This is a genomic window from Lentzea indica (assembly GCF_012184385.1).
In the GTDB taxonomy this organism is placed as follows: domain Bacteria; phylum Actinomycetota; class Actinomycetes; order Mycobacteriales; family Pseudonocardiaceae; genus Lentzea; species Lentzea indica.
Map to the genome: position 1 here is coordinate 47,528 of NZ_VSRL01000014.1, position 19,452 is coordinate 66,979.

The following is a 19,452-nucleotide window of genomic DNA, read 5'->3' on the forward strand; positions in this document are numbered from 1 at the left end:
CTTTCGACGCTACGTACCTCCGCAACTGGTTTACTGGACCTTGTTGCCAGTAAGTTGCAAGTACCAAGTTATTGCAAATGGGGAGATGTCATGGCCCAGTACGTGCTGCCGGATCTCGACTACGACTACGGCGACCTCGAGCCGGCGATCATCGGCGAGATCAACGAGCTGCACCACGGCAAGCACCACGCGGCGTACGTGAAGGGCGCGAACGACACGCTGGAGCAGATCGAGGAAGCCCGCGACAAGGAGAACTTCGGGGGCATCGTCGGCCTCGAGACCACGCTGGCGTTCCACCTGGCCGGCCACGCGCTGCACCAGGTGTGGTGGAAGAACCTTTCACCCAACGGCGGCGACAAGCCGGTCGGCGAGCTCGCGGCCGCGATCGACGAGAACTTCGGCTCGTTCGACAAGTTCCGTGCCCAGCTCAACGCCGCAGCTTCGAGCATCCAGGGCTCGGGCTGGGGCATCCTCGCGTGGGAGCCGGTCGGCCAGAAGCTGATCACGCAGCAGCTCAAGGACCACCACTCGAACCTGTCGATCGCGACCACGCCGCTGCTCGCGTTCGACATCTGGGAGCACGCGTACTACCTGCAGTACCGCAACCTGAAGGCCGACTACATCTCGGCGCTGTGGAACGTCGTGAACTGGGACGACGTCTCAGCCCGCTTCGAGGCCGCGCGCGCCGGCAGGAACGGCCTGCAGCTCGGCTGATCAGACTTCGGCGGTGGGTGCTCCGACAAAGCTTCCCTCCCGCCGAACACGACGAGGCCCCCGCTCTGCCCAGAGCGGGGGCCTCGTCAGTTCCCGAACTGACTGCCGCTCCCACCACGAAGCGACGAGACTTAGGTTAGCCTAACTTCTCCTGCTTGGGAAGTCCTCCTGACCAGACCCCTCGCAACCAGCTCGACCACGGTGGCGACAGCGGCGGCTTCGACGGCCAGCAGGGCCAGGAGCACCACGATCTGCAGGGCACCGGCCTGCCAGACTGGCGCACCGCCCAGCAACATCCCGACGAAAGCACCCGGAAGGGTGACCAGACCGACCGTCCTGGTCTGGTCGAGAGCCGGGATCAGGGCTTCGGCCGACGGCTTGCGGATCAGCTCACGAACAGCCGTCGGCTCGGTGAAGCCCAACGCGAGAGCGGCCTCGTACTCGCCGTGGCGGTCCTTGAGGGTGTCCAGGGCACGCCTGGCCGACAACGTGGTCGCGGTCATGGCGCCACCGATCAGGATGCCGCCCACCGGGATGAGGGCGATGCCCTGGACGGGGAGCAGGCCGAGCCCGATGAGCAGGCCCAGCGCCGGGACCGTGCCGATGAGGATCGCCGCGGCCACCCAGGCGCCCCGCCCGCCGGTGCCGGTGCGCCTGGCCGACGTCGCAGTGGCCACGACGGCCATCACGGCGAGGAAGACGCCGGTGAGGCCCAGGTGGGTGAGAACGAAGGTGATCACGGCGGACACCGCCGCGAGCTGCAGGAGAGCGCGGACGGCCGCGTTGATGAACGGCTTCGGGGTGGTGAGGCCGGTGAACCACGCGATGGCGCCGGCGGCGGCCGTGAACACGACGCAGACGATCAGCAGCCGGGCCCAGTCGGTGGCGATCACCATGCGGGACTAGACGTCCTCAAGCCCCTGCTGGGCGGTACGTGACCCTCGCCTCGCGGCCCGGCGTTGCCAGTAGAACACTCCGTACCCGATGATCCCGAGCAGGCCGCCGGACAAGGTCGTCCAGAGCAGCGTGCTGTTCGAGCGGTCCACCACGAGCACGACGAGAAAACCGAGGAACCACAGCGCGGTTCCCCCCAGCACGACCGGCACCGGATCGGCCAGCCGATGAGGCAGCGGCGGTGGGTGTGGGGTGGAGTCGCGTTCGGACACATCGTAAGGAGACCAGATGCTGGACGGGTTCTTCAAGATTTCCGAGCGCGGGTCCACCGTGGCGCGCGAAGTGCGCGGCGGTGTCGTGACGTTCTTCACGATGGCGTACATCGTCGTGTTGAACCCGCTGATCATCGGCAGCTTCGCGCCGACGGGGCCCGGGGCGCACCCCGACGTGCTGGGCAACATCCTGCCGGTCGGGCAGGTGGCGGCGGTGACGGCACTGGTGGCCGGCGTGATGACCATCCTGTTCGGACTGATCGCGAACTACCCGTTCGCGCTGGCCACGGGGCTCGGCATCAACTCGTTCGTGGCGGTCTCGGTGGCGGCCAAGGTGTCGTGGCCGGAGGCGATGGGCCTCATCCTGGTCAACGGCCTGGTCGTGCTCCTGCTGGTGGTCACGGGCGTGCGGACCGCGGTGTTCAACGCGGTGCCGAACGAGCTCAAGGCCGCCATCGCGGTCGGCATCGGCATCTTCATCACGTTCATCGGCCTGGTCGACGCCGGGTTCGTGCGCAGGCTGCCGGACGCCGCCAACACCACGGTGCCGGTCGGTCTCGGCATCAACGGGTCGATCGCGAGCTGGCCGACGCTGGTCTTCGTGGTCGGACTGGTGCTCACCGGCGTGCTGTTCGCGCGCAGGATCAAGGGCGCGATCCTCATCGGCATCATCGCCACGGCGATCTTCGCGATCGTCCTGGAGGCGATCGTCAAGGCAGGACCGTCGGCAGGCACGAACGCCAAGGGCTGGAACCTCGGCTACCCCGCACTGCCCGACCACGTCTTCGGCGTGCCTGACCTGTCGCTGCTCGGCGAGGTGTCGTTCGGTGCCTGGACGCGTCTCCCCGCGCTCGCCGCGGCCCTCATCGTCTTCACGCTCGTGCTCACCGACTTCTTCGACACGGTCGGCACGATGACCGGCCTCGGCAAGGAAGCGGACCTCATCGACAAGGACGGCCAGCTGCCGAACGTCGGCAAGGCGCTGTTCGTCGACGGCCTCGGCGCGGTGGCCGGCGGTGCCGCGTCCAGCTCGTCGAACACGGTCTACATCGAGTCGGCGTCCGGCATCGCCGAGGGCGCGCGGACTGGCCTGGCGAACGTCGTGACCGGCGTGCTGTTCCTGCTGGCGATGTTCTTCACGCCGCTCTACGAGGTCGTGCCGATCGAGGCGGCCGCGCCCGCACTGGTGATCGTCGGCGCGCTGATGATGATGCAGGTCCGCGAGATCGACTTCACCGACTTCACGATCGCTCTCCCCGCCTTCCTGACCATCGTGGTCATGCCGTTCACCTACTCGATCGCGAACGGCATCGGCGCAGGCTTCGTCAGCTACGTCCTGCTCAAGGCGCTGACCGGCAAGGCACGCGGCATCCACCCGTTGATGTGGATCGTGGCGGCGGCGTTCATCGTCTACTTCGCGCTGGGCCCGATCCAGAGCCTGCTCAACTGACCTTTCGGCAGGAAACTATTTCGTGAGGTATGCTAACTACGTGGCGGACGGACAGCACGGACTGGCGAGCAGGCTGCGGCTTGCCGTCGTTCGCCTCAATCGTCGCCTTCGGGCACAGCGCACCAACTCGTCGGTGTCGCTCACGCAGGTGTCCGCGCTGTCCACACTGCACAAGTGCGGACCGCTGACACCAGGCGAACTCGCGGCCAAGGAAGGCGTGCAGCCGCCGTCGATGACGCGCGTGATCGCCGCCCTGGAGGAGTTCGGCTTCGCCACGCGCAGCCCGCACCCCACCGACGGCCGTCAAGCGATCGTCGAGCTGACGGGCGAAGGCTTGTCGTACCTGGAAGACGAGATCACAGCGCGCGAAGCGTGGCTGGACAAGAGGCTCGCGGAGCTGGAGCCCGACGAACGGGAACTGCTCTCGCAAGCCGCCGAGATCATCGACAGGATGGCGGGGCAGTAAGGACGTGTCGGGTTACGCGGGTGGTGGAGCAGACAGTTCGCCACCTCGTCGTACCGGAATGTTCGGTTCGTTAGGCATACACAACTATCGCCTCTACGCCTCAGGCCAGATCATCTCGCTGGTCGGCGTGTGGATGCAGCGAGTGGCCCAGGACTGGCTGGTCCTGGAACTCTCCAACGGCTCCCCCATGGCCCTCGGCATCGCCGCATCACTGCAGTTCCTGCCCGTCCTGCTCCTCTCCATGTGGGGCGGCGTGCTCGCCGACCGCATGGACAAGCGCAAGCTGCTGCTGTGGCTGGAGTCCGCGCTGGGCATCTGCGCTCTGGCCCTGGGCCTGCTGGACGTCACCGGCGTCGTACAACTCTGGCACGTCTACCTGCTTTGCCTACTGCTAGGCGCCTTCTCGGCTGTCGAAACCCCAGTACGCCAGTCGTTCGTCGTGGAGATGGTCGGCCGCGACTCCCTGACCAACGCCGTAGCCCTGAACTCGATGATGTTCAACCTGGCCCGAATCATCGGCCCGGCCATCGCAGGCGTGACCATCGTGGCGATCGGCACGGGCTGGGTCTTCCTGGCCAACGCCATCAGCTTCGTAGGCGTGGTGGGCGGCATCTGGCTGATGCGCACGTCCCAACTCCAGCGCTCCGACCCCATCCCACGCGAACAGGGCCAGCTCCTCTCCGGCCTGCGCTACGTGCGAAACCGCCCAGACCTGCTGACCGTGATGCTCCTGGTGTTCTTCATCGCCACGTTCGGCATGAACTTCTACATGACCCTGGCGATCATGGCTCGCAACGTCTTCGGCGGCGACGCCGACGCCTACGGCCTCCTGTCAACGCTGATAGCCGTGGGCACACTGGCAGGCGCAACCTGGGCAGCCAGGCGCAAGACCCCCAGACTGAGCGTCTTCATCGGCTCAGGCGTGGTGTTCGGCGCGCTGGAGATCGTGTCGGGCATGATGCCGACGATGCTGCTGACCGGCCTGATGATGATCCCGGTGGGCATCGCGATGATGACGTTCAACACCACCGCGAACGCAACCATCCAGCTAGCGGTCGAGCCGGAGATGCGGGGCCGGGTGATGGGCATCTACATGCTCGTATTCCTAGGCGGAAACCCCGTCGGCGGCCCATTGATGGGATGGCTGGGCGAGATCAACGGACGAGCCCCGATCATCATCGGCGGCGCAGTGTCGATGCTGGTGACGATGACCGCGTGGATCATCCTGATCCGACGCGGCGACATCGCAAAACCCCGCCTGCGCAGGAAGGCGAGTCCGGAGAAGGCAGCGGCGCGAGAGCCCGCCGAGATCGCCAGCTAACACCTCCCGCACGCCCCAGGCGAGCGGCGATGGCGCAGCCGAGCCGACCGCAACGGCGAAGCCGAGCGCGCTTTTCACACCCCACACCCCAAATACGCACGCAACAGCACCCCGCCCAAAGCAACAGGCGTGCCATCAACCCGCGCACGGCGCTGGACCCCCGATCAGATTGCCGGGGGTCCGGGGGCAGAACCCCTGGGGGAACCACGAAACCGCCAGCCGCCAACGCACAACAACCACCTACGGCACGAGCGCACAGCCGCACCACCTACGGCACGAGCGCGCACACCGCACGCTCACGCAGGCGTCCCCCCGAACTGGGAACCCCTACATCTCAACGTACTCACAGGGTCCGACAAGATCGAAAACCCCAGAAATCAGCCCAACAAGGTCGCAGCAGTCGGATCCGTGATCAAAGCAGCGAACGTGTGCCGATCCTCCCACCGCCCAGAAACCCAAGCCAAAGCCCGAGCCAACCCTTCAGGCGTATCAGCAGCGTGGGGAACCCCATCAGCCATCCACCACTCAACCCGCTGCCCATCAACGACCAACGAGTCGTGCACAACGACAACCCCGTCAGGCAAAGCAACCTCAAGCAGCTCACAAGCCATCCGAACCGCCCCGAGGTCCTGCCACTGCACCACTTCACCAACATGGTCGGGCGACCCGTCGAACTCCTCAGAAGCAAGCGCCAGATCCAACAGGTCGGCCAGCTCCTCGGACCCATCAGCAAGCAGCACCCGAGAAGCAGGAACAACCCCGAGCAACCAGGGGTGATCAAGGACCACAACGTCGTCAGCAGCAACGACCTCGCCCGAAAGCACGCGAACCCGCTCTGGCGGCGCAAAATCGCCCTCCGGCAGGGCCGCATGAGCACGCAACACCACGGCATCCGCGATGGCACGATCCGGATCCCCGAGCCGCTCCAGCACGAACTCGGCGTCATCGTCGTCGAAGATCTCCAGCCGAGACCGAACCCCTGCCGCCCGCAGCACGTGCTCAGGCAACTCCAGATCCGGCACGGCATCGAAGAGCCCGTCGAGCAACGCGGCATCAGCAAGCCGGTACTCGCGAGGAGCCTTACCCGCCAACGACGCATGCCGGGCGATCCACCAGCCCGTGTACCCGTCAGGCTCGGTCACCGCACGCCAGGTCACCGGGTCAGAAGCCAGCAACCGCAACGCAGCCGGCCAGTCAGCCACCAGATCCAGATCCCGAACGGCAACGACGCGACCAGGCTCGTCCGGCACGGACGACCACCACGCGGACTCGTCCGGCAGATCGTGATCGGGACCAGCCGGCTCGTCGTCGATCACCAGCGAAAAACCGTCGACCACGCCCACCGCGACCAGCGCGGAACGCGGATAGGTCTCGGCGATGTCCTTGGACAGCAACGGGAACGCCTCAGCCTCGACGACGCCCACGAGCGCGGAGTCGGGCAGCAGGAGCTCGTCCGCCCGGTGCCACTCACCAGAAGCGTCAGGCAGCGCCAGCGCACCCAGCCAGGGCTCTTCGCCTGCCCGCACCCCGGCGCGGTCCACCAGCCGCAGCACGGTCTCGATCAGGTCATCGCCTTCGAGCCCGGCCTCGGCGTCCTCCAACGACCGCGACACGTTCTCGCGCAACGACGGATCGGCCAGCAGCTCGGCAGCGCCGGCCTCGACCGCGCCCAACCGAACCAGCAGCGGATGCACGGCGTCCGGGTGCACGACCCGCAATCCGGGCAACGGCTCGTCAGCGATCAACGTCGTGCGCGGACCCGTCACGGTGCGGCCGTCAGCCAACGGCACCGGCAACGACTGCAGCGCCTCGCGAACGTCCGGATCCACCTCGGCCAACGGCTCGAAAGCGGCGTAGACATCACGCCACCAGCCTGGATCGCCGGAGACACCGGCCAGCGCGGCGACCACCTCGGCCGTGGAGACACGCGGAACTTCCAGCGCCGCCAACGCCTTCGCGTGCACCGGAGCGGACAGCTCGGCATCCAGGAGCCCCGGCAAGGCGTCCTCGACGAGCTCGACGAGCTCCTCGGAGCCCACGTCCAGCACGCGAGCCCGCGAAGGCGCGATCCACTCGCCCGAAGCCAAAGGCAGCCACGACGAAGAACGCAACGAGCGAAGCACAGCCGTGCGCAGACGATCGTCCACTTCGGACAGCGGGAAGCCGGGCAGCGGCACCAGAGCCGTCCGCTCCACCGCAGGAACTCGCGAAATCAGAGCCGGGTACAGAACGGCGGCGGAGTCCAGCACCGACCACGCGGCCGCGCCAGGCAGGATCCGGCGGCGCGACGGCTCGACCGGCACGGTGGCGATCAGACGGGCAGGCAACGACAGGCGCTCGTCGGTCGGGGTCGGCGCGTGCAGCACGTCCTCACCCAACGGAGCATCCAGCGGGTACGCCCACGAGACAGTCCACTGAGGACGATGCTCGACGCCCTGCACCAACTCGGCAGGCAGCTCACCAACAGCGCGCTCGACCAGCCAGCGCGACGAGCCGACGGTGACCACGCCGTCCGCGGTGACGAAGCGTTCCCACGACTGGGAGCCGACCTCGATCCGCCGCAGACCCGGCAGCGCCAGCAGCAGGTCGGGAACCTCGGCAGCCAGGTCGTCCAGCGACAGGTCGACCTTCAGCGGCAGCCGGACCTCGGTCGTGAAACCCTCGGGAACGGTCTCGGAGCAGGGCCACGCCAAGCGCAGCACCGGCACGTCGCCACCGCGCTCGGACGCCAGCTCCGGCACCTCGGAGCGAGTCCGCGAGGCGGAGAACTCCACGCCACCCGAAACGGACACCACCCGCGGCGCGTCCGACACGGCCAGCACGGCCGCGAAGCCGACGCCGAACTGCCCGACACCGGACTCCTTGGCCGAGGCGCGCAACGAAGCCAGAGCGGCAACACCGGCAGCGGTCAAAGGCGCACCGGTGTTGGCGGCACGCAGCTCACCGTCCACCAGAGTGATCCGCAACACACCCGGCTCGGTGCCCGCCGCGTCGGAGGCGTTCTGGGCGAGCTCGACGAGCAGCCGATCCCGGTAGCCGCCGAGGCGAAGGTCTTCTTCAGCGTTCGCGTCTTCGCGGAAGCGGGTGGGCGAACCACGCCACGCGGCGAGGACCGAGGTGCGCAGGGCCTCGGTCCCGAACGGGTCGGTCACTCCGAGACGTCCAGCTGCGCGTCGTCGTAGACCAGGTCGGCGACCGGCACGATCGAGCCCATCTCGACCTCGACCTCGGAGTGGGCGCCGCAGCCGTACTCGACGTGCACGACGTGGCCGTCCGCGGGCGCGATCTCGTTCGCGCACACGCCGAACGCGGCACCGAACGCACCGGCCACGCGGGTGTAGAAGCCGCACGTGCCGCAGTGCGCGGGGGCGCTGCGGGCCATGTCGGACTTCGGGCCGAAGTCGGAGGCGAACCAGCGGTCCGCGGCCTCGATGCGGCCCTCGCGGGACAGCACGCGAGTCCGGCCGAGGCCGATCTCCAGCGCGACCTCCTCGATCGCCGGGTCGTCGGACTGGACGTAGCGTCGATCAGGCGCGGGTCGTCCTCGCGGGGCGGCATCAGGTCGCCGACACCGAGGTCGCCGGCGCGGACGCGCTCGCTCCACGGCACCCACTCGGGCGCGACCAGAGCGTCCTGGCCAGGCAGCAGCACGACCTCGCTGACCGAGACCGGGCAACCCTCGCCGGCGGAGGCGACGGTCACGGCCCAGTTCCAGCCGCGGTAGCCCGCGTGCTCGGCCTCGAACAGGTGGGTGACGGAGTACTCGTCCTCACCGTGCACGCCGACGTGAGCGCCGACGCGTTCCACACCCGCCTCTTCCTCGGCGGCGGCGCGGGCGAGATCAACGGCGTCGAGGAGCATCTCAGTCGCGGTCACGTGGTGAATTGTGCCGCAGGTCTTCGCCGGGACGAAAACTCGTGCCACCCTCCGTTGCGTGCGCTCACCCGTCTGGCTGGTCCTCGTCGCGGTCTTGGCCGCCTGCTCGACGCCGCAAGAAACAAAACCGCAGGTAGAAGTACTGCAAAAGATCCCGCACGACACGTCGGCGTTCACCCAGGGGTTGGAACTGGTCGACGGTGTCCTCTACGAGGGCACCGGTCTGGAGGGCCAGTCGACGATGCGCGCGCTCGATCCGTCGAGCGGCAACGTCCAGAAGAAGGTCGATCTTCCTCCGGACTTCTTCGGCGAGGGCATCACGGTCGTCGGCGACACCATCTGGCAGATCACGTGGCGCAACGGCGTGGCGATCGAACGTGACCGCAAGACGCTGAACGAGGTCCGCCGCGTGAACTACGACGGCGAGGGCTGGGGCATCTGCGACGACGGTCAGCGCCTGATCATGAGCGACGGCAGCGCGAAGCTGACCTTCCGCGATCCGAAGTCGTTCAAGGAAACCGGAAGTGTGCAGGTCACCCGCGGCGGCAAGCCTCTCGAGCAGCTGAACGAACTGGAGTGCGTCGCCGGCAAGGTCTGGGCGAACGTGTGGAAGACCGACGAGATCGTCCGCATCGACCCCGCCAACGGCCAGGTGATCAACACCTACGACCTGGCGTCGCTGAAGCCCTCCGGCGACGTGGACGTGCTCAACGGCATCGCGCACGTCCCCGGGACCAACGAGTTCCTGGTCACAGGCAAGAACTGGCCGACCATCTTCCGAGTGAGGTTCAACGGAATGGGGCAGGATTGAGGGTGTGACGGGCGACCGCGGGTGGAGTGACGAACCGGCTCCGAAGCGCTACCCGTGGCAGGACGACGAGTACCAGCCGCGGCAGCGTCCTCGCACCACGTCCGAACACGGTTTCCAGGCTCCGCCACGCCGTCCCCGGGACAAGCCGCAGAACACCCGCCCGCTGCCGAACCAGGATCAGCAGACCACCCCGACGCCCAAGCCGCCGAAGAAGCTCACGGTCACGCGCGTCGCGTGGTTCCGCAGCAAGCAGATCTCGCAGCAGGCGGTCGCGGCGTTCCGGCGCGCGGCCCACGCCGACGGCGCCAAGAAGTCCGGAATGGCCTCTGTCACCTACGCGGTGATGATGAACTACGCCGCCGACGCGGCGATGGCCGTGGCGCTGGCGAACACCCTGTTCTTCTCGGCGGCGTCAGCGGAGTCCAAGACCAAGGTCGCGCTGTACCTGCTGATCACGGTCGCACCGTTCGCGTTGATCGCACCGGTGATCGGCCCGTTGCTGGACAGGATCCAACGGGGACGGCGGCTCGCGCTGGCCGCGTCCTGCGTGCTGCGGATCGTGCTGGCGATCGTGATGGCGCTGAACTTCGACAACTGGCTGCTGTACCCGGCCGCGCTGGGCAGCATGGTGCTCAGCAAGTCGTTCACCGTTCTCAAGTCCGCGATCACCCCGCGTGTGCTGCCGCCGGAGATCACGCTGTCCAAGACCAACGCCCGCATGACGGTCTTCGGTCTCGCGGCGGGCGCGGTGTTCGGTGCGTTCGCCGCGGGCTTCGCGAAGCTCTTCGGCTCACCGGGCGCGCTGTGGTTCACCGCGGTGCTCTGCCTCGTGAACGCGGTCGTCTGCATGCGCATCCCGTCGTGGGTCGAGGTGACCGAGGGCGAGGTGCCGGCGACGCTCACGCCGAGGCCCGCCAAGCAACGCGTGTCGCGGCACATCGTGGTCGCGTTGTGGGGCAACGGTTCCATCCGGATGCTGACCGGGTTCCTGACGCTCTTCGCGGCTTTCGTGGTCCGTGCGCAGACCGAGGGTGACGCGGTCCAGCAGCTCCTGCTGCTCGGTGTGATCGCCGCTGCCGCGGGTGCGGGGAGCTTCCTCGGCAACGCCATCGGCGCGCGCCAGCACTTCGGCAAGCCGGACGAGGTGGTTCTCGCCTGCGTGGGCACGGCGCTCGGTGCCACGATCGTCGCCGCGGCACTCCCCGGCCTGGTCACCGCCGCCATCGTCGGTCTGCTGGGAGCAACGGCGTCATCGCTCGCCAAGGTCAGCCTGGACGCGGTGATCCAGGACGACCTGCCGGAGGAGTCGCGCGCGTCCGCGTTCGGCCGTTCCGAGACGGTCCTGCAGCTCGCATGGGTCTTCGGCGGTGCGCTCGGCGTGCTGCTGCCCGCGACGTTCTGGGTCGGGTTCCTGGTGCTGTCCGTGCTGCTCGCGCTCGGCCTCACGCAGACCTGGATGTACCGCAACGGCACCTCGTTGCACAGGCTCGTCCGCAGGCCCACTCCGGCAACCCCGTAGGCTGCCTGACGTGCGTCGACTTGCTTCTGTTCTGGCCGCCAGCGTTCTCGTGCTGACGGGGTGTGCGCTGCCCCGCCACTACCCCGAGGTCACGTTCTACGCGAACGGCAAGACCATCCGGGTCGAGCCGGCGGTCTACTGCGACATCGAAGGCGAGAACTGCGCGGAGCAGACCAAACCCGCGAAGCTCAGGGTCCCCGCCGGCAAGGTCGTGCAGATCTCGGTGGACGGCCAGCTAGCGGACGGCATCTGGGAGGCCGTGTTCCTCTACAGGGACACGGAGGGCAGGGAACAGACCACGGGCACCGGCCTGCTGGGCAAGGGCGAGAACTTCACCTACACCCTCTCCCTGCCGAACAAGACCGACCAGCTGCTGGGGATCGAGATCCACGAGGCGGCCGCGGCCGTTCTCGAAACCGGTCAGCCGCTCCTTCGCGGCTACTGGGCGGTCGAGGTCACCAGCTGATCATCGCTTGCCGAAGGCTTCCCACCACTCGCTGGGCACGATCCTCAGTGCCGAGTCGAGCAGCGCCTTGCCGGTGTCGGTGACCACCGACGCCTGCATGGTCTGGATGAAGCGCTCCATCTTCGTGATCCCCGCGGCCTGGTATTCCCTGGCCTGCAGCAGGAGTTCGAGCTTGTCCGCGTCACGCGAGCAGCGCGCCTCAGGCGTGTGGTCGTCGCCCTTCGCGGACTCGTGCTCGGCGACGAGCGCCTCGATGTGCGCGGCCAGCGGCGCGGGCAGGTGCTGGACCTGCTCTCGCGCCACCTCTTCCGGCGGCATCTTCACGTCGACGTAGAGCTTGCCGACGTACGGGATGTCGCCGATCCGTGTCTCCGGCACGTCGTGGAACAGCCCGAGCGTCGCCGCCCTGTCCGCGTTCGCACCCTCCTGAACGGCGATCGCGTACGCCAGAACGCCCACCCGGAACGAGTGGGCGGCCACCGACTCGGGGTTCTGCACCCCGGCGAACAGCCACCCCGCTCTGGGCAGGCGCTTGAGCTGGCCGACCTCGTAGACGAACTCGACGATGCGATCCGCGTCAGACATGAAGCCGATCTTTTTACGGATCGAGGTCCCGCGCCACCGCCCGGACGACCTCGGCGACGAGCTTCATGGTCTTCTTGTCGGACGGGTAGCGGCCGCGGCGCAGGTCGGGCTGCACCTTGTTCTCCAGCAGCTTGATCATGTCCTCGATCAGGCCGTGCAGCTCCTCCGCGGGACGGCGACGCGCCTCCGCGACGGACGGCGCCGGGTCGACCAGGCGCACGGACAGCGCCTGCGGCCCGCGGCGGCCCTCCGCCATGCCGAACTCGATGCGCTGGCCGGCTTTGAGGCCGTCGACGCCGGGCGGCAACGCGGATTTGCGGACGTAGACGTCCTCGCCACCGTCCTGGGTGACGAACCCGAAGCCCTTCTCCGTGTCGTACCACTTGACCTTGCCGGTCGGCACTGCGCTCACCATTCCCTTGCTTCTGCACAACGAACGCGCCCCAGGCCCACCCGAGACGCGTCTCACCAGAGTAGCCAGAACACCAGGGGGAAGGCACCTCCGTTAGGGCATTACCCTGCTCGTATGACCGTTCCGAAGTTGATGCCGCTGGCCATCGGCCTGTTCGCCGTCGGTGTACTGGCGATCATCACGGTCTTCGTGCTCTTCGCCACTGGCCACAGCGACCTGCCCGTGTGGCTGAACGTGATCGCGACCTACCTGCCGGCCGCCGGGCTGGGGCTCGGGATCATCGCGGTGGTCAGGAAATCACGCCAGAAGAAGTCCTGAGCCACTCCGGGAACTCCCGCAGGTCCTCCAGGACGACGGCGGCACCCGCCTCGGCCAGCTCAGAGCGCGAACAGGGCCCGGTGACCACGCCGACGCCCAGCGCTCCGGCAGCCGCTGCGCCACGCATGTCCCCGATGTGATCGCCCACGTAGATCGCGGCGCCGTGCAGCTTGAGCGACTCGGCCTTGCCCGTCGACCACAGTTCGCCGTAGAGGTGGTCGACCTCCCAGCCCATCGCTTCGAGGTGCAGCGCGGCGTTCTTGCGGTACTTCCCGGTCACGACCATGGTCTGGCCACCCAGCTCCCGCACGCACTGCAGGGCCGCCGCGGCACCGGGTAGCGCGACCGTCGCGGGGATCACGACGTCCGGGTACAGCGCGCGGAAGAGCGAGACCATGTCCGGAATCTCTTCCTCCGGAACGCCCATCTCGCGGTAGACCATGTCGAGGGGCGGGCCGAGGTTCGAGGCGAACTGGTCGCCGTCCAGCTCATGGCCGGTGCGGGCGCCCACCTCGTTCAGCACGGCCGCCATGCCCGGTCGCGGGTCGATGAGTGTCATGTCCAGGTCGAAACCCACGGTGAAAGGCACAGAACCTCACTCTACGTCTATACAAAACGCGTAACTGTGTAAAGCTGACTGGGTGAGCGACATCACTGAGCTCTTATTGGACGCGGCTGCCGATCTCTTGGCCGCCCACGGGTTCCACGGGCTGCGCATGATCGAGGTCGCCAGTCGCGCCGGGGTGAGCAGACAGACCGTCTACAACGAGTTCGGCAACAAGGAGGGGCTCGTCCAGGCCGTCGCGGCCCACCGGACGGAGGAGTACCTCTCCGGGATCGTGACCCGGCTGAGGCAGGACCCCGACCCGTGGCAGGCGATGCGGTCGGCGTTCCGCTTCACCTTCGAGCAGACCGAGAAGGACCGGCTGGTCTCCGCCGTGCTGACCGGGCAGGACGCGGAAGATCTGCTGCCGTTCCTCACGATTCGCGGCCATCCCGTGCTGTTCCAGGCGACCGAGGTCGTCGAGCGGCACCTCAGCGAGCACTTTCCCGGCAGGCACGTGCGACTCACGGCCGAAACGACCGTGCGCCTCGCGTTGAGCCATCTGTTGATGCCGAGCGGCGACCTCGACAGCGCGATCGACGCCGTCGTCACGGTCGCCCGAGCGACGATGGAGGCGTGACGACGTAGGCACACCCCCTTGTTGCAATAATGTGGCAACAAGGGGGTGTCCGAGGGTGGTCGCAGTCAGCACGCGGATTCGCACGGGTGCGGCGTTGCTCGGTCCGGCGTTCGTCGCCGCGATCGCGTACGTCGATCCCGGCAACGTGGCCACCAACACCGCGGCCGGCGCCCGCTACGGGTACCTGCTGGTCTGGGTGCTCGTCGTGGCGAACGTCATTGCGGGGCTCGTGCAGTACCTGTCGGCGAAGCTCGGCCTGGTCACCAGGCAGTCGTTGCCGGAGGCGGTGCGTGATCACCTGCCTCGTCCGGTGCGGCTGGCCTACTGGGGCCAGGCCGAGGTCGTCGCGATGGCCACCGATCTGGCCGAGGTGCTCGGCGGTGCCATCGCCCTCGCCCTGCTCTTCGATCTTCCGCTGCTGCTCGGTGGCGTGATCACCGGTGTCGTGTCGACGGTGTTGCTGCTGGTGCAGGACAAGCGCGGGCAGAAGCCGTTCGAGCGCGTGATCACCACGATGCTGGTCGTGATCGCGGTCGGGTTCATGGCGGGGCTCTTCGTGTCGCCGCCGTCCGTTTCCGGGGCTGCTTCGGGTTTGGTGCCGCGGTTCGACGGTGCGGACAGCGTGTTGCTCGCTGCAGGCATGCTCGGCGCGACCGTCATGCCGCACGCGGTCTACCTGCACTCCGCTCTGGCTCGGGACCGGCACGGCAGGAACCCTTCTGTGCTCGGTGCGACGAAGGTCGACGTCGTGGTCGCGATGGTGCTGGCTGGTGCGGTGAACATGGCCATGCTGCTGCTCGCGGCTTCTGCTTTGCAGGGCACTTCCGGCGTCGACACGCTCGAAGGGGCGCACGCGGCGGTCTCGGCTCAGCTGGGCGGCGGGATCGCGCTGCTGTTCGCGCTGGGTCTGCTCGCGTCCGGATTCGCTTCCACCGCAGTCGGTTGTTACGCCGGCGCGGTCGTGATGGACGGGCTGCTGCGGGTGCGGATCCCGTTGCTCGCGCGCCGGTTGATCACGTTGGTCCCGGCGCTGGCGATCCTGGCGGTCGGGGTCGATCCGACGTTCGCACTGGTGCTGTCGCAGGTCGTGCTGTCGTTCGGCATCCCGTTCGCACTGGTGCCTTTGGTGTGGCTGACTGCGCGCCGGTCCGTGATGGGCTCTTTCGCGAACCGGCGCTCGGTCACCCTTGCCGCGTCCGCCGTGGCGTTCGCGGTGGTCGTGCTGAACGTGGCGTTGATCTACCTGACGATGTCCGCGTAGTTCACCCCGAGCTGGTTCAGCGCGTCTTCCAGCGTGCGCATGATCTCCAGGGTGTTCTGCCAGGTGATCGACGGGCTCTCCGTCAGGCCGCTGGCGACGCACTTCTCGACCGCGCGGATCTGGTGCGTGTAGCCCTCGTTCTCAATGGTGTGCTCGACGCCGTTGATGGTGGCTTTCGTCGCGTTGAACATCGGGTCGGCGATCTTGATGGCGCCTTCGGTGCCGACGATCTCCGCTTCGCAGCCGATGTTCGCGACGAGCGAGCAGCTCAGCAGGGCGTGTGCGCCACCGGGGTATCCGAGCAGCAGACCGGCATCGGAGTCCACATCGGACGGTGCCTTGCCGCCCCATGCCCTGACCTCCAGGGGAACACCGAGCAGCATGTGCGTGAGCGCGACCGGGTAGACGCCGAGGTCGAGCAGCGCGCCACCGCCTGCCTCCTTCGCCCAGAGCCGATCGTTCGCGTCGAAGGCGTGCGCGAAGCCGAAGGACGCGCGGATGAAGCGGATCTCCCCGATCTCACCGTCACGCACGGCCTCGTGGACCTTGCGGATCAACGGGTTGAACCGGGTCCACATGGCTTCCATCAGGAAGAGGTTCTTCGACCTCGCCCGTTCGATCATCTCTTCCGCGTCCGCGACCGTGAGCGCGAAGGCCTTCTCGCACAGCACGTGCTTACCGGCGTTGAGCGCGGCGAGCGTGACCTCCTTGTGCTGGCCGTGCGGCGTGGCGACGTAGACGACGTCGACGTCGGGATCCGCGAGCAGGTCGTGGTAGTCGCCGTACGCGCGCTCGATGCCGAAACGCTCGGCAAACGCATGCGCCCTGCTCTTGTCGCGGGAGGACACCGCGAGAACCGTGACGCCCTCGACTTTCAGCATGTCGGCGGTCACGGCTTGCGCGATCCCGCCCGTTGCGATCACTCCCCACTTCATGGCGTGAGCTTAGATTGGAGGTATGCGCCTCATCCTGAACGTGATCTGGCTGGTGCTCGCCGGGTTCTGGATGGCCGTCGGCTACGCGGTCGCCGGCCTCATCTGCTGCATCCTGATCATCACGATCCCGTGGGGCATCGCGTCGTTCCGCATCGCGAACTACGCGCTCTGGCCGTTCGGCCGCGAGGTCGTGGACAAGCCGGGCGCGGGCACCGGATCGCTGCTGGGCAACGTGATCTGGATCATCGTCGCCGGTGTCTGGCTCGCGATCGGCCACATCATCACCGGCATCGCGCTGTGCGTGACGATCATCGGCATCCCGCTCGGCCTCGCCAACTTCAAGCTGGTCAAGGTCTCGCTGGTGCCGCTGGGCAAGGAGATCGTCGAGGTTCCGTGAGGGCCTCCCGCTTCCCGTCGGGGGCGGGAAGCGGAAGGCCACTCGGTGGCACGGCTGTCAGGCTTCGTCGCCCAGCAGCTCGTGCAGGCACAGGATGTTGCCCTCGGTGTCGGTGAACCACGCCGCGCGCTCGTTGCCCATGACCGCGATGTGGTTGGTCGTCTTGAAGTCGGGCAGGTCGTAGTCCTCGAAGTGCACGCCTTTGCCCTCGAGCTCGCGGATCTCGGTCTCGATGTCGGGCACCTCGAAGCTGAGCACCGTGTGAGCCGTCTGCGCGCCCTTCTCCGCAGGCATCAACCCGAGCGCGTCGCCCTGGCCGAGCGCGAAGATCCGCGTACCGTCCGGCGCCGTGGTGATGGGCTTGAGGCCGAGCATGTCCGTGTAGAAATGTCCGGCGCGCTCGGGGTCCTCGACGGGCAGCATCGTCGTGGTCTTGGTGGCGGTGAGCATGAGCGCCTCCTTCGGCGGAATCCACCGATGTTGCGCGCGTCACACTCCATCCGCAAGAGGACTTTCACCCCTTCGTGACCTGCGGCGTTGTTTGGTTCACGCGACAGGTTTCGCTCTGTGAACACACTGCGTCTCGCCGTGATCGCCGCCGCTTTCGGACACGCCCGCGTGCCGGTGGGTCAGGCGGTGGGCGGAACGGCCGTGCCCCGCAGGTTGAACTCGATGCCGCGCTGTTTCGCCAGCCCGGGCACGGCGATCTCGGTGACCATGTCTCCGGTGGCGCGGTCGAACTGCTTGATCTTGACGGGCGTCTCGCCGTCGAACGTCTCCTGGACGAGGTGTATCGACCGGTCCGTGAAGATCGCCTGGCTGGACGAATTGCTGCCCGAGGTGAACCCCGTGTCGAACCGCGGCCTGGTGACCCCGGAGGCGATTTCGGTGCTCATGATCCGGCCGTCGGCGGCCAGCCATTCGAGGTGACCACCTCGGACCGCTCGTGCGTCGTAGGACTTCTGGGAGAACGTCTCGGGGTCGACCAGTTCCTCGGCGACGGGGCGTCCCTGGACGTCGAGGAGGGGTCGTTCGGTGTACTCACCGTTGCTGGTGTTCCACGAAACGATGGTCATGTGGGGCTTGCCGTCGGCGTCGGCGTAGTCGGAAAGGAACGTGACGACACCGTCGTGACACGGCACGTGACGGTTGTGGTCTCCCGCATCGAAAGCTCCTCGCCAGGCGAGGACCTTTTCCTCTCCTTCGGTTGCCGGATACAGCTGGGAAAGCAGCTCCGGCTGCGCACCGGGATCGACCTTCGAGCGCATGCCAGGAATCTTGGCCGAATCCGCGAAATGAGCGCCCACCTCGGTAGCGACTCCGTTGAGGACCCCTCCGCACAGCGCGTTCATGAAGTAGTTTCCTTCGACCTGGTAGAGCTGGGAACCGGTCGAAGTGGTGACGGCCACCTGATTGGTGTAGCCGGATTCGGAGAAGCCTTCGTTGTAGACCGCGACGAAACCCTTGTTGCCGGGCAGTGCGAAAGCCGACTGCTGATGCCCTGCCTTCTTGTTCTCGAAGCTGACCAGACCGTCCTTGCCGAGGATGTAGTCGCGTTTGTGGTCGCTGAAGAACAGCCCGGCCTCCGACCACGCGATATGCGGCTCGGTCATGCCGCTGGTCTCGATCAGCTGTTTGCTGCCGTCCGCCTGCACCAGGACCAGATAGGCCGGGCGCTCCTCAGTCGACTTCTTCTCGGTGGAGGTGTCCGGGCTGAGGTAGAACGCGACAACGGTTTCGCCGAGCTTCACCACATCGGGATCGGCGATGTTTCCCGCTACTCCGCCATCCGGCGAAGTGCAGGCCGTCACGGGCAGGATTGCGCACGCGGCAAGGGCGATGAGTCGGGGAAGACGCACCGGGTCGAGTCCTCTCAGACGGCGGGCGGTGCGGCCCACCCCCCCGGCAGGCCGCACCGCCCATTGGATGTCGTTACGAGATGGTCGCGTAGACCACGGTGCTGCCGTCATCCTTGATGTTGTTGGGGTAGACGCCTGGCCCGCCGTTGCTGTCCAGTTCGATGTCCACGGCGTTCTTGTACGCCTTCCACACCAGCTCGGAGCAGTTCAGCTTCGTGCTGTCGCTGCCCTTGTTGACCGCGAAGTTCAGGTCGTACTCCTTGCCGCGGTAATGCGTGTAGGCGTAGTTGGCTGCCTTGTCGCGGCTGGACTGCTTGGCCTTTACGTACATCTTGTAGATGGGGCCACACTTTTTGAGCGTGGATGCCGTGACGGACCTGCTCTTGGAGTCCCTGCCGGGCGCCTCCACGATCGTCTTCGTCGTGTAGTAGATGCCGACGTGGTTGTGCTTGTACACGGCGGTCTGGGCGTAGGAGTGGAAGATGTCCCCCTTGTTCCGCGCGTTTCCGACCGTCTTCTTCGTGGTGCAGGCCCCGTCGTCGGAGGAAGCGATGCCGACCTGGTCCGGCGCGGCCGTCTCCGCAGCCTGGGCGGGCGCGACGAGCAGGCCGGCCATTGCCGTTCCCGCCACAACGGTGGCCGCCATGGACGAGGCGAGAATTCGCCCGATTTTGGACATGTGTAACCCCACTCTGAAACCAGTGGACAGCGA

At 67.2% G+C, this 19,452-nt stretch carries 21 protein-coding genes and 1 pseudogene; 11 read left to right on the forward strand and 11 right to left on the reverse strand.

The genetic code is table 11. The features are described 5' to 3' along the window. Positions 1-90 precede the first annotated feature (90 nt). Positions 91-714 (forward strand): superoxide dismutase, encoded by a 624-nt coding sequence (locus tag FXN61_RS06370; protein ID WP_167971143.1) that lies wholly within the window; start codon positions 91-93, stop codon positions 712-714. Between the two features lie 131 nt (positions 715-845). Here the strand turns inward: FXN61_RS06370 and FXN61_RS06375 are convergent, their stop codons facing one another. Together FXN61_RS06375 and FXN61_RS51580 are read right to left on the reverse strand one after the other, a co-directional pair. Next, entirely contained in the window at positions 846-1,610 is a 765-nt protein-coding gene (locus FXN61_RS06375) for an ABC transporter permease (RefSeq protein ID WP_167971144.1), read from the reverse strand. Between the two features lie 6 nt (positions 1,611-1,616). Beyond that, the gene (locus FXN61_RS51580) at positions 1,617-1,880 is read right to left on the reverse strand and encodes a DUF2530 domain-containing protein (RefSeq protein WP_312877575.1); all 264 of its coding nucleotides are present in this window, start codon (positions 1,878-1,880) and stop codon (positions 1,617-1,619) included. 16 nt (positions 1,881-1,896) lie between these two features. Here FXN61_RS51580 and FXN61_RS06385 point away from each other — a divergent pair, with 16 nt between their 5' ends. Genes FXN61_RS06385 through FXN61_RS06395 form a run of 3 tightly spaced genes read left to right on the forward strand, consistent with a single transcriptional unit; the run spans position 1,897 to position 5,117 of the window. Beyond that, the gene (locus tag FXN61_RS06385) at positions 1,897-3,330 is read left to right on the forward strand and encodes an NCS2 family permease (protein WP_167971146.1); all 1,434 of its coding nucleotides are present in this window, start codon (positions 1,897-1,899) and stop codon (positions 3,328-3,330) included. Positions 3,331-3,370: 40 nt separating this feature from the next. Then, positions 3,371-3,796: a MarR family winged helix-turn-helix transcriptional regulator gene (locus FXN61_RS06390; RefSeq protein WP_167971147.1), complete on the forward strand. Its 426-nt coding sequence runs from the start codon at positions 3,371-3,373 to the stop codon at positions 3,794-3,796. A gap of 4 nt (positions 3,797-3,800) precedes the next feature. Next, complete coding sequence (locus FXN61_RS06395) at positions 3,801-5,117, forward strand: MFS transporter (protein WP_376770587.1); 1,317 nt, start codon at positions 3,801-3,803, stop codon at positions 5,115-5,117. A 377-nt stretch (positions 5,118-5,494) separates the two neighbouring features. On the opposite strand, the gene FXN61_RS06400 is transcribed toward FXN61_RS06395, so the two are convergent. Then, the gene (locus FXN61_RS06400; protein WP_167971148.1) at positions 5,495-8,269 is read right to left on the reverse strand and encodes a sacsin N-terminal ATP-binding-like domain-containing protein; all 2,775 of its coding nucleotides are present in this window, start codon (positions 8,267-8,269) and stop codon (positions 5,495-5,497) included. Next, positions 8,266-8,978: pseudogene (locus tag FXN61_RS06405) on the reverse strand (DUF3027 domain-containing protein). The gene FXN61_RS06400 and the pseudogene FXN61_RS06405 overlap by 4 nt, the downstream one beginning before the upstream one ends. A gap of 73 nt (positions 8,979-9,051) precedes the next feature. Here FXN61_RS06405 and FXN61_RS06410 point away from each other — a divergent pair. From FXN61_RS06410 to FXN61_RS06420, 3 genes are read left to right on the forward strand one after another with little or no spacing between them, the layout of a single operon-like run. After that, a complete protein-coding gene (locus tag FXN61_RS06410; protein WP_167971149.1) occupies positions 9,052-9,804 on the forward strand; it encodes a glutaminyl-peptide cyclotransferase in 753 nt (250 codons plus the stop codon). Next, a complete protein-coding gene (locus FXN61_RS06415) occupies positions 9,800-11,323 on the forward strand; it encodes an MFS transporter (RefSeq protein ID WP_376770588.1) in 1,524 nt (507 codons plus the stop codon). Before FXN61_RS06410 ends, FXN61_RS06415 begins: the two co-directional genes overlap by 5 nt. 10 nt (positions 11,324-11,333) lie before the next feature. After that, on the forward strand, positions 11,334-11,789 hold the full coding sequence (locus FXN61_RS06420; RefSeq protein WP_167971151.1) for a DUF2771 family protein: 456 nt from the start codon (positions 11,334-11,336) through the stop codon (positions 11,787-11,789). Here the strand turns inward: FXN61_RS06420 and FXN61_RS06425 are convergent, their stop codons facing one another. Further along, positions 11,790-12,374 (reverse strand): HD domain-containing protein, encoded by a 585-nt coding sequence (locus FXN61_RS06425; RefSeq protein WP_167971152.1) that lies wholly within the window; start codon positions 12,372-12,374, stop codon positions 11,790-11,792. 13 nt (positions 12,375-12,387) lie between these two features. Next, positions 12,388-12,777, reverse strand: a complete 390-nt coding sequence (locus FXN61_RS06430) for a cold-shock protein (protein WP_167971154.1) — start codon at positions 12,775-12,777, stop codon at positions 12,388-12,390. 123 nt (positions 12,778-12,900) lie between these two features. Between FXN61_RS06430 and FXN61_RS06435 the strand changes: the two genes are divergently transcribed. Continuing rightward, entirely contained in the window at positions 12,901-13,104 is a 204-nt protein-coding gene (locus FXN61_RS06435) for a hypothetical protein (RefSeq protein WP_167971156.1), read from the forward strand. Here the strand turns inward: FXN61_RS06435 and FXN61_RS06440 are convergent. After that, a complete protein-coding gene (locus FXN61_RS06440) occupies positions 13,076-13,693 on the reverse strand; it encodes an HAD family hydrolase (RefSeq protein WP_167971158.1) in 618 nt (205 codons plus the stop codon). The two genes, FXN61_RS06435 and FXN61_RS06440, sit on opposite strands and share 29 nt — an antisense overlap. Before the next feature lie 52 nt (positions 13,694-13,745). Here FXN61_RS06440 and FXN61_RS06445 point away from each other — a divergent pair, with 52 nt between their 5' ends. Both FXN61_RS06445 and FXN61_RS06450 read left to right on the forward strand, forming a co-directional pair. Then, on the forward strand, positions 13,746-14,288 hold the full coding sequence (locus tag FXN61_RS06445) for a TetR/AcrR family transcriptional regulator (RefSeq protein ID WP_167971160.1): 543 nt from the start codon (positions 13,746-13,748) through the stop codon (positions 14,286-14,288). A gap of 55 nt (positions 14,289-14,343) precedes the next feature. Further along, positions 14,344-15,549, forward strand: a complete 1,206-nt coding sequence (locus FXN61_RS06450; protein ID WP_312877576.1) for an Nramp family divalent metal transporter — start codon at positions 14,344-14,346, stop codon at positions 15,547-15,549. On the opposite strand, the gene FXN61_RS06455 is transcribed toward FXN61_RS06450, so the two are convergent. Continuing rightward, the gene (locus tag FXN61_RS06455) at positions 15,528-16,484 is read right to left on the reverse strand and encodes a Gfo/Idh/MocA family protein (RefSeq protein ID WP_167971164.1); all 957 of its coding nucleotides are present in this window, start codon (positions 16,482-16,484) and stop codon (positions 15,528-15,530) included. The two genes, FXN61_RS06450 and FXN61_RS06455, sit on opposite strands and share 22 nt — an antisense overlap. Positions 16,485-16,506: 22 nt before the next feature. Here FXN61_RS06455 and FXN61_RS06460 point away from each other — a divergent pair, with 22 nt between their 5' ends. Continuing rightward, a complete protein-coding gene (locus FXN61_RS06460; RefSeq protein ID WP_167971166.1) occupies positions 16,507-16,881 on the forward strand; it encodes a YccF domain-containing protein in 375 nt (124 codons plus the stop codon). 57 nt (positions 16,882-16,938) lie between these two features. Here the strand turns inward: FXN61_RS06460 and FXN61_RS06465 are convergent, their stop codons facing one another. From FXN61_RS06465 to FXN61_RS06475, 3 genes are all read right to left on the reverse strand, one after another. After that, positions 16,939-17,331 carry a VOC family protein gene (locus FXN61_RS06465; RefSeq protein WP_167971168.1) on the reverse strand — a complete coding sequence of 131 codons (393 nt, stop codon included), beginning with the start codon at positions 17,329-17,331 and terminating at the stop codon, positions 16,939-16,941. 179 nt (positions 17,332-17,510) lie between these two features. Beyond that, the gene (locus FXN61_RS06470; protein WP_167971170.1) at positions 17,511-18,740 is read right to left on the reverse strand and encodes a YycP family beta-propeller protein; all 1,230 of its coding nucleotides are present in this window, start codon (positions 18,738-18,740) and stop codon (positions 17,511-17,513) included. Between the two features lie 73 nt (positions 18,741-18,813). After that, positions 18,814-19,419 carry a YiiX/YebB-like N1pC/P60 family cysteine hydrolase gene (locus FXN61_RS06475; RefSeq protein ID WP_167971172.1) on the reverse strand — a complete coding sequence of 202 codons (606 nt, stop codon included), beginning with the start codon at positions 19,417-19,419 and terminating at the stop codon, positions 18,814-18,816. Positions 19,420-19,452 lie beyond the last annotated feature (33 nt).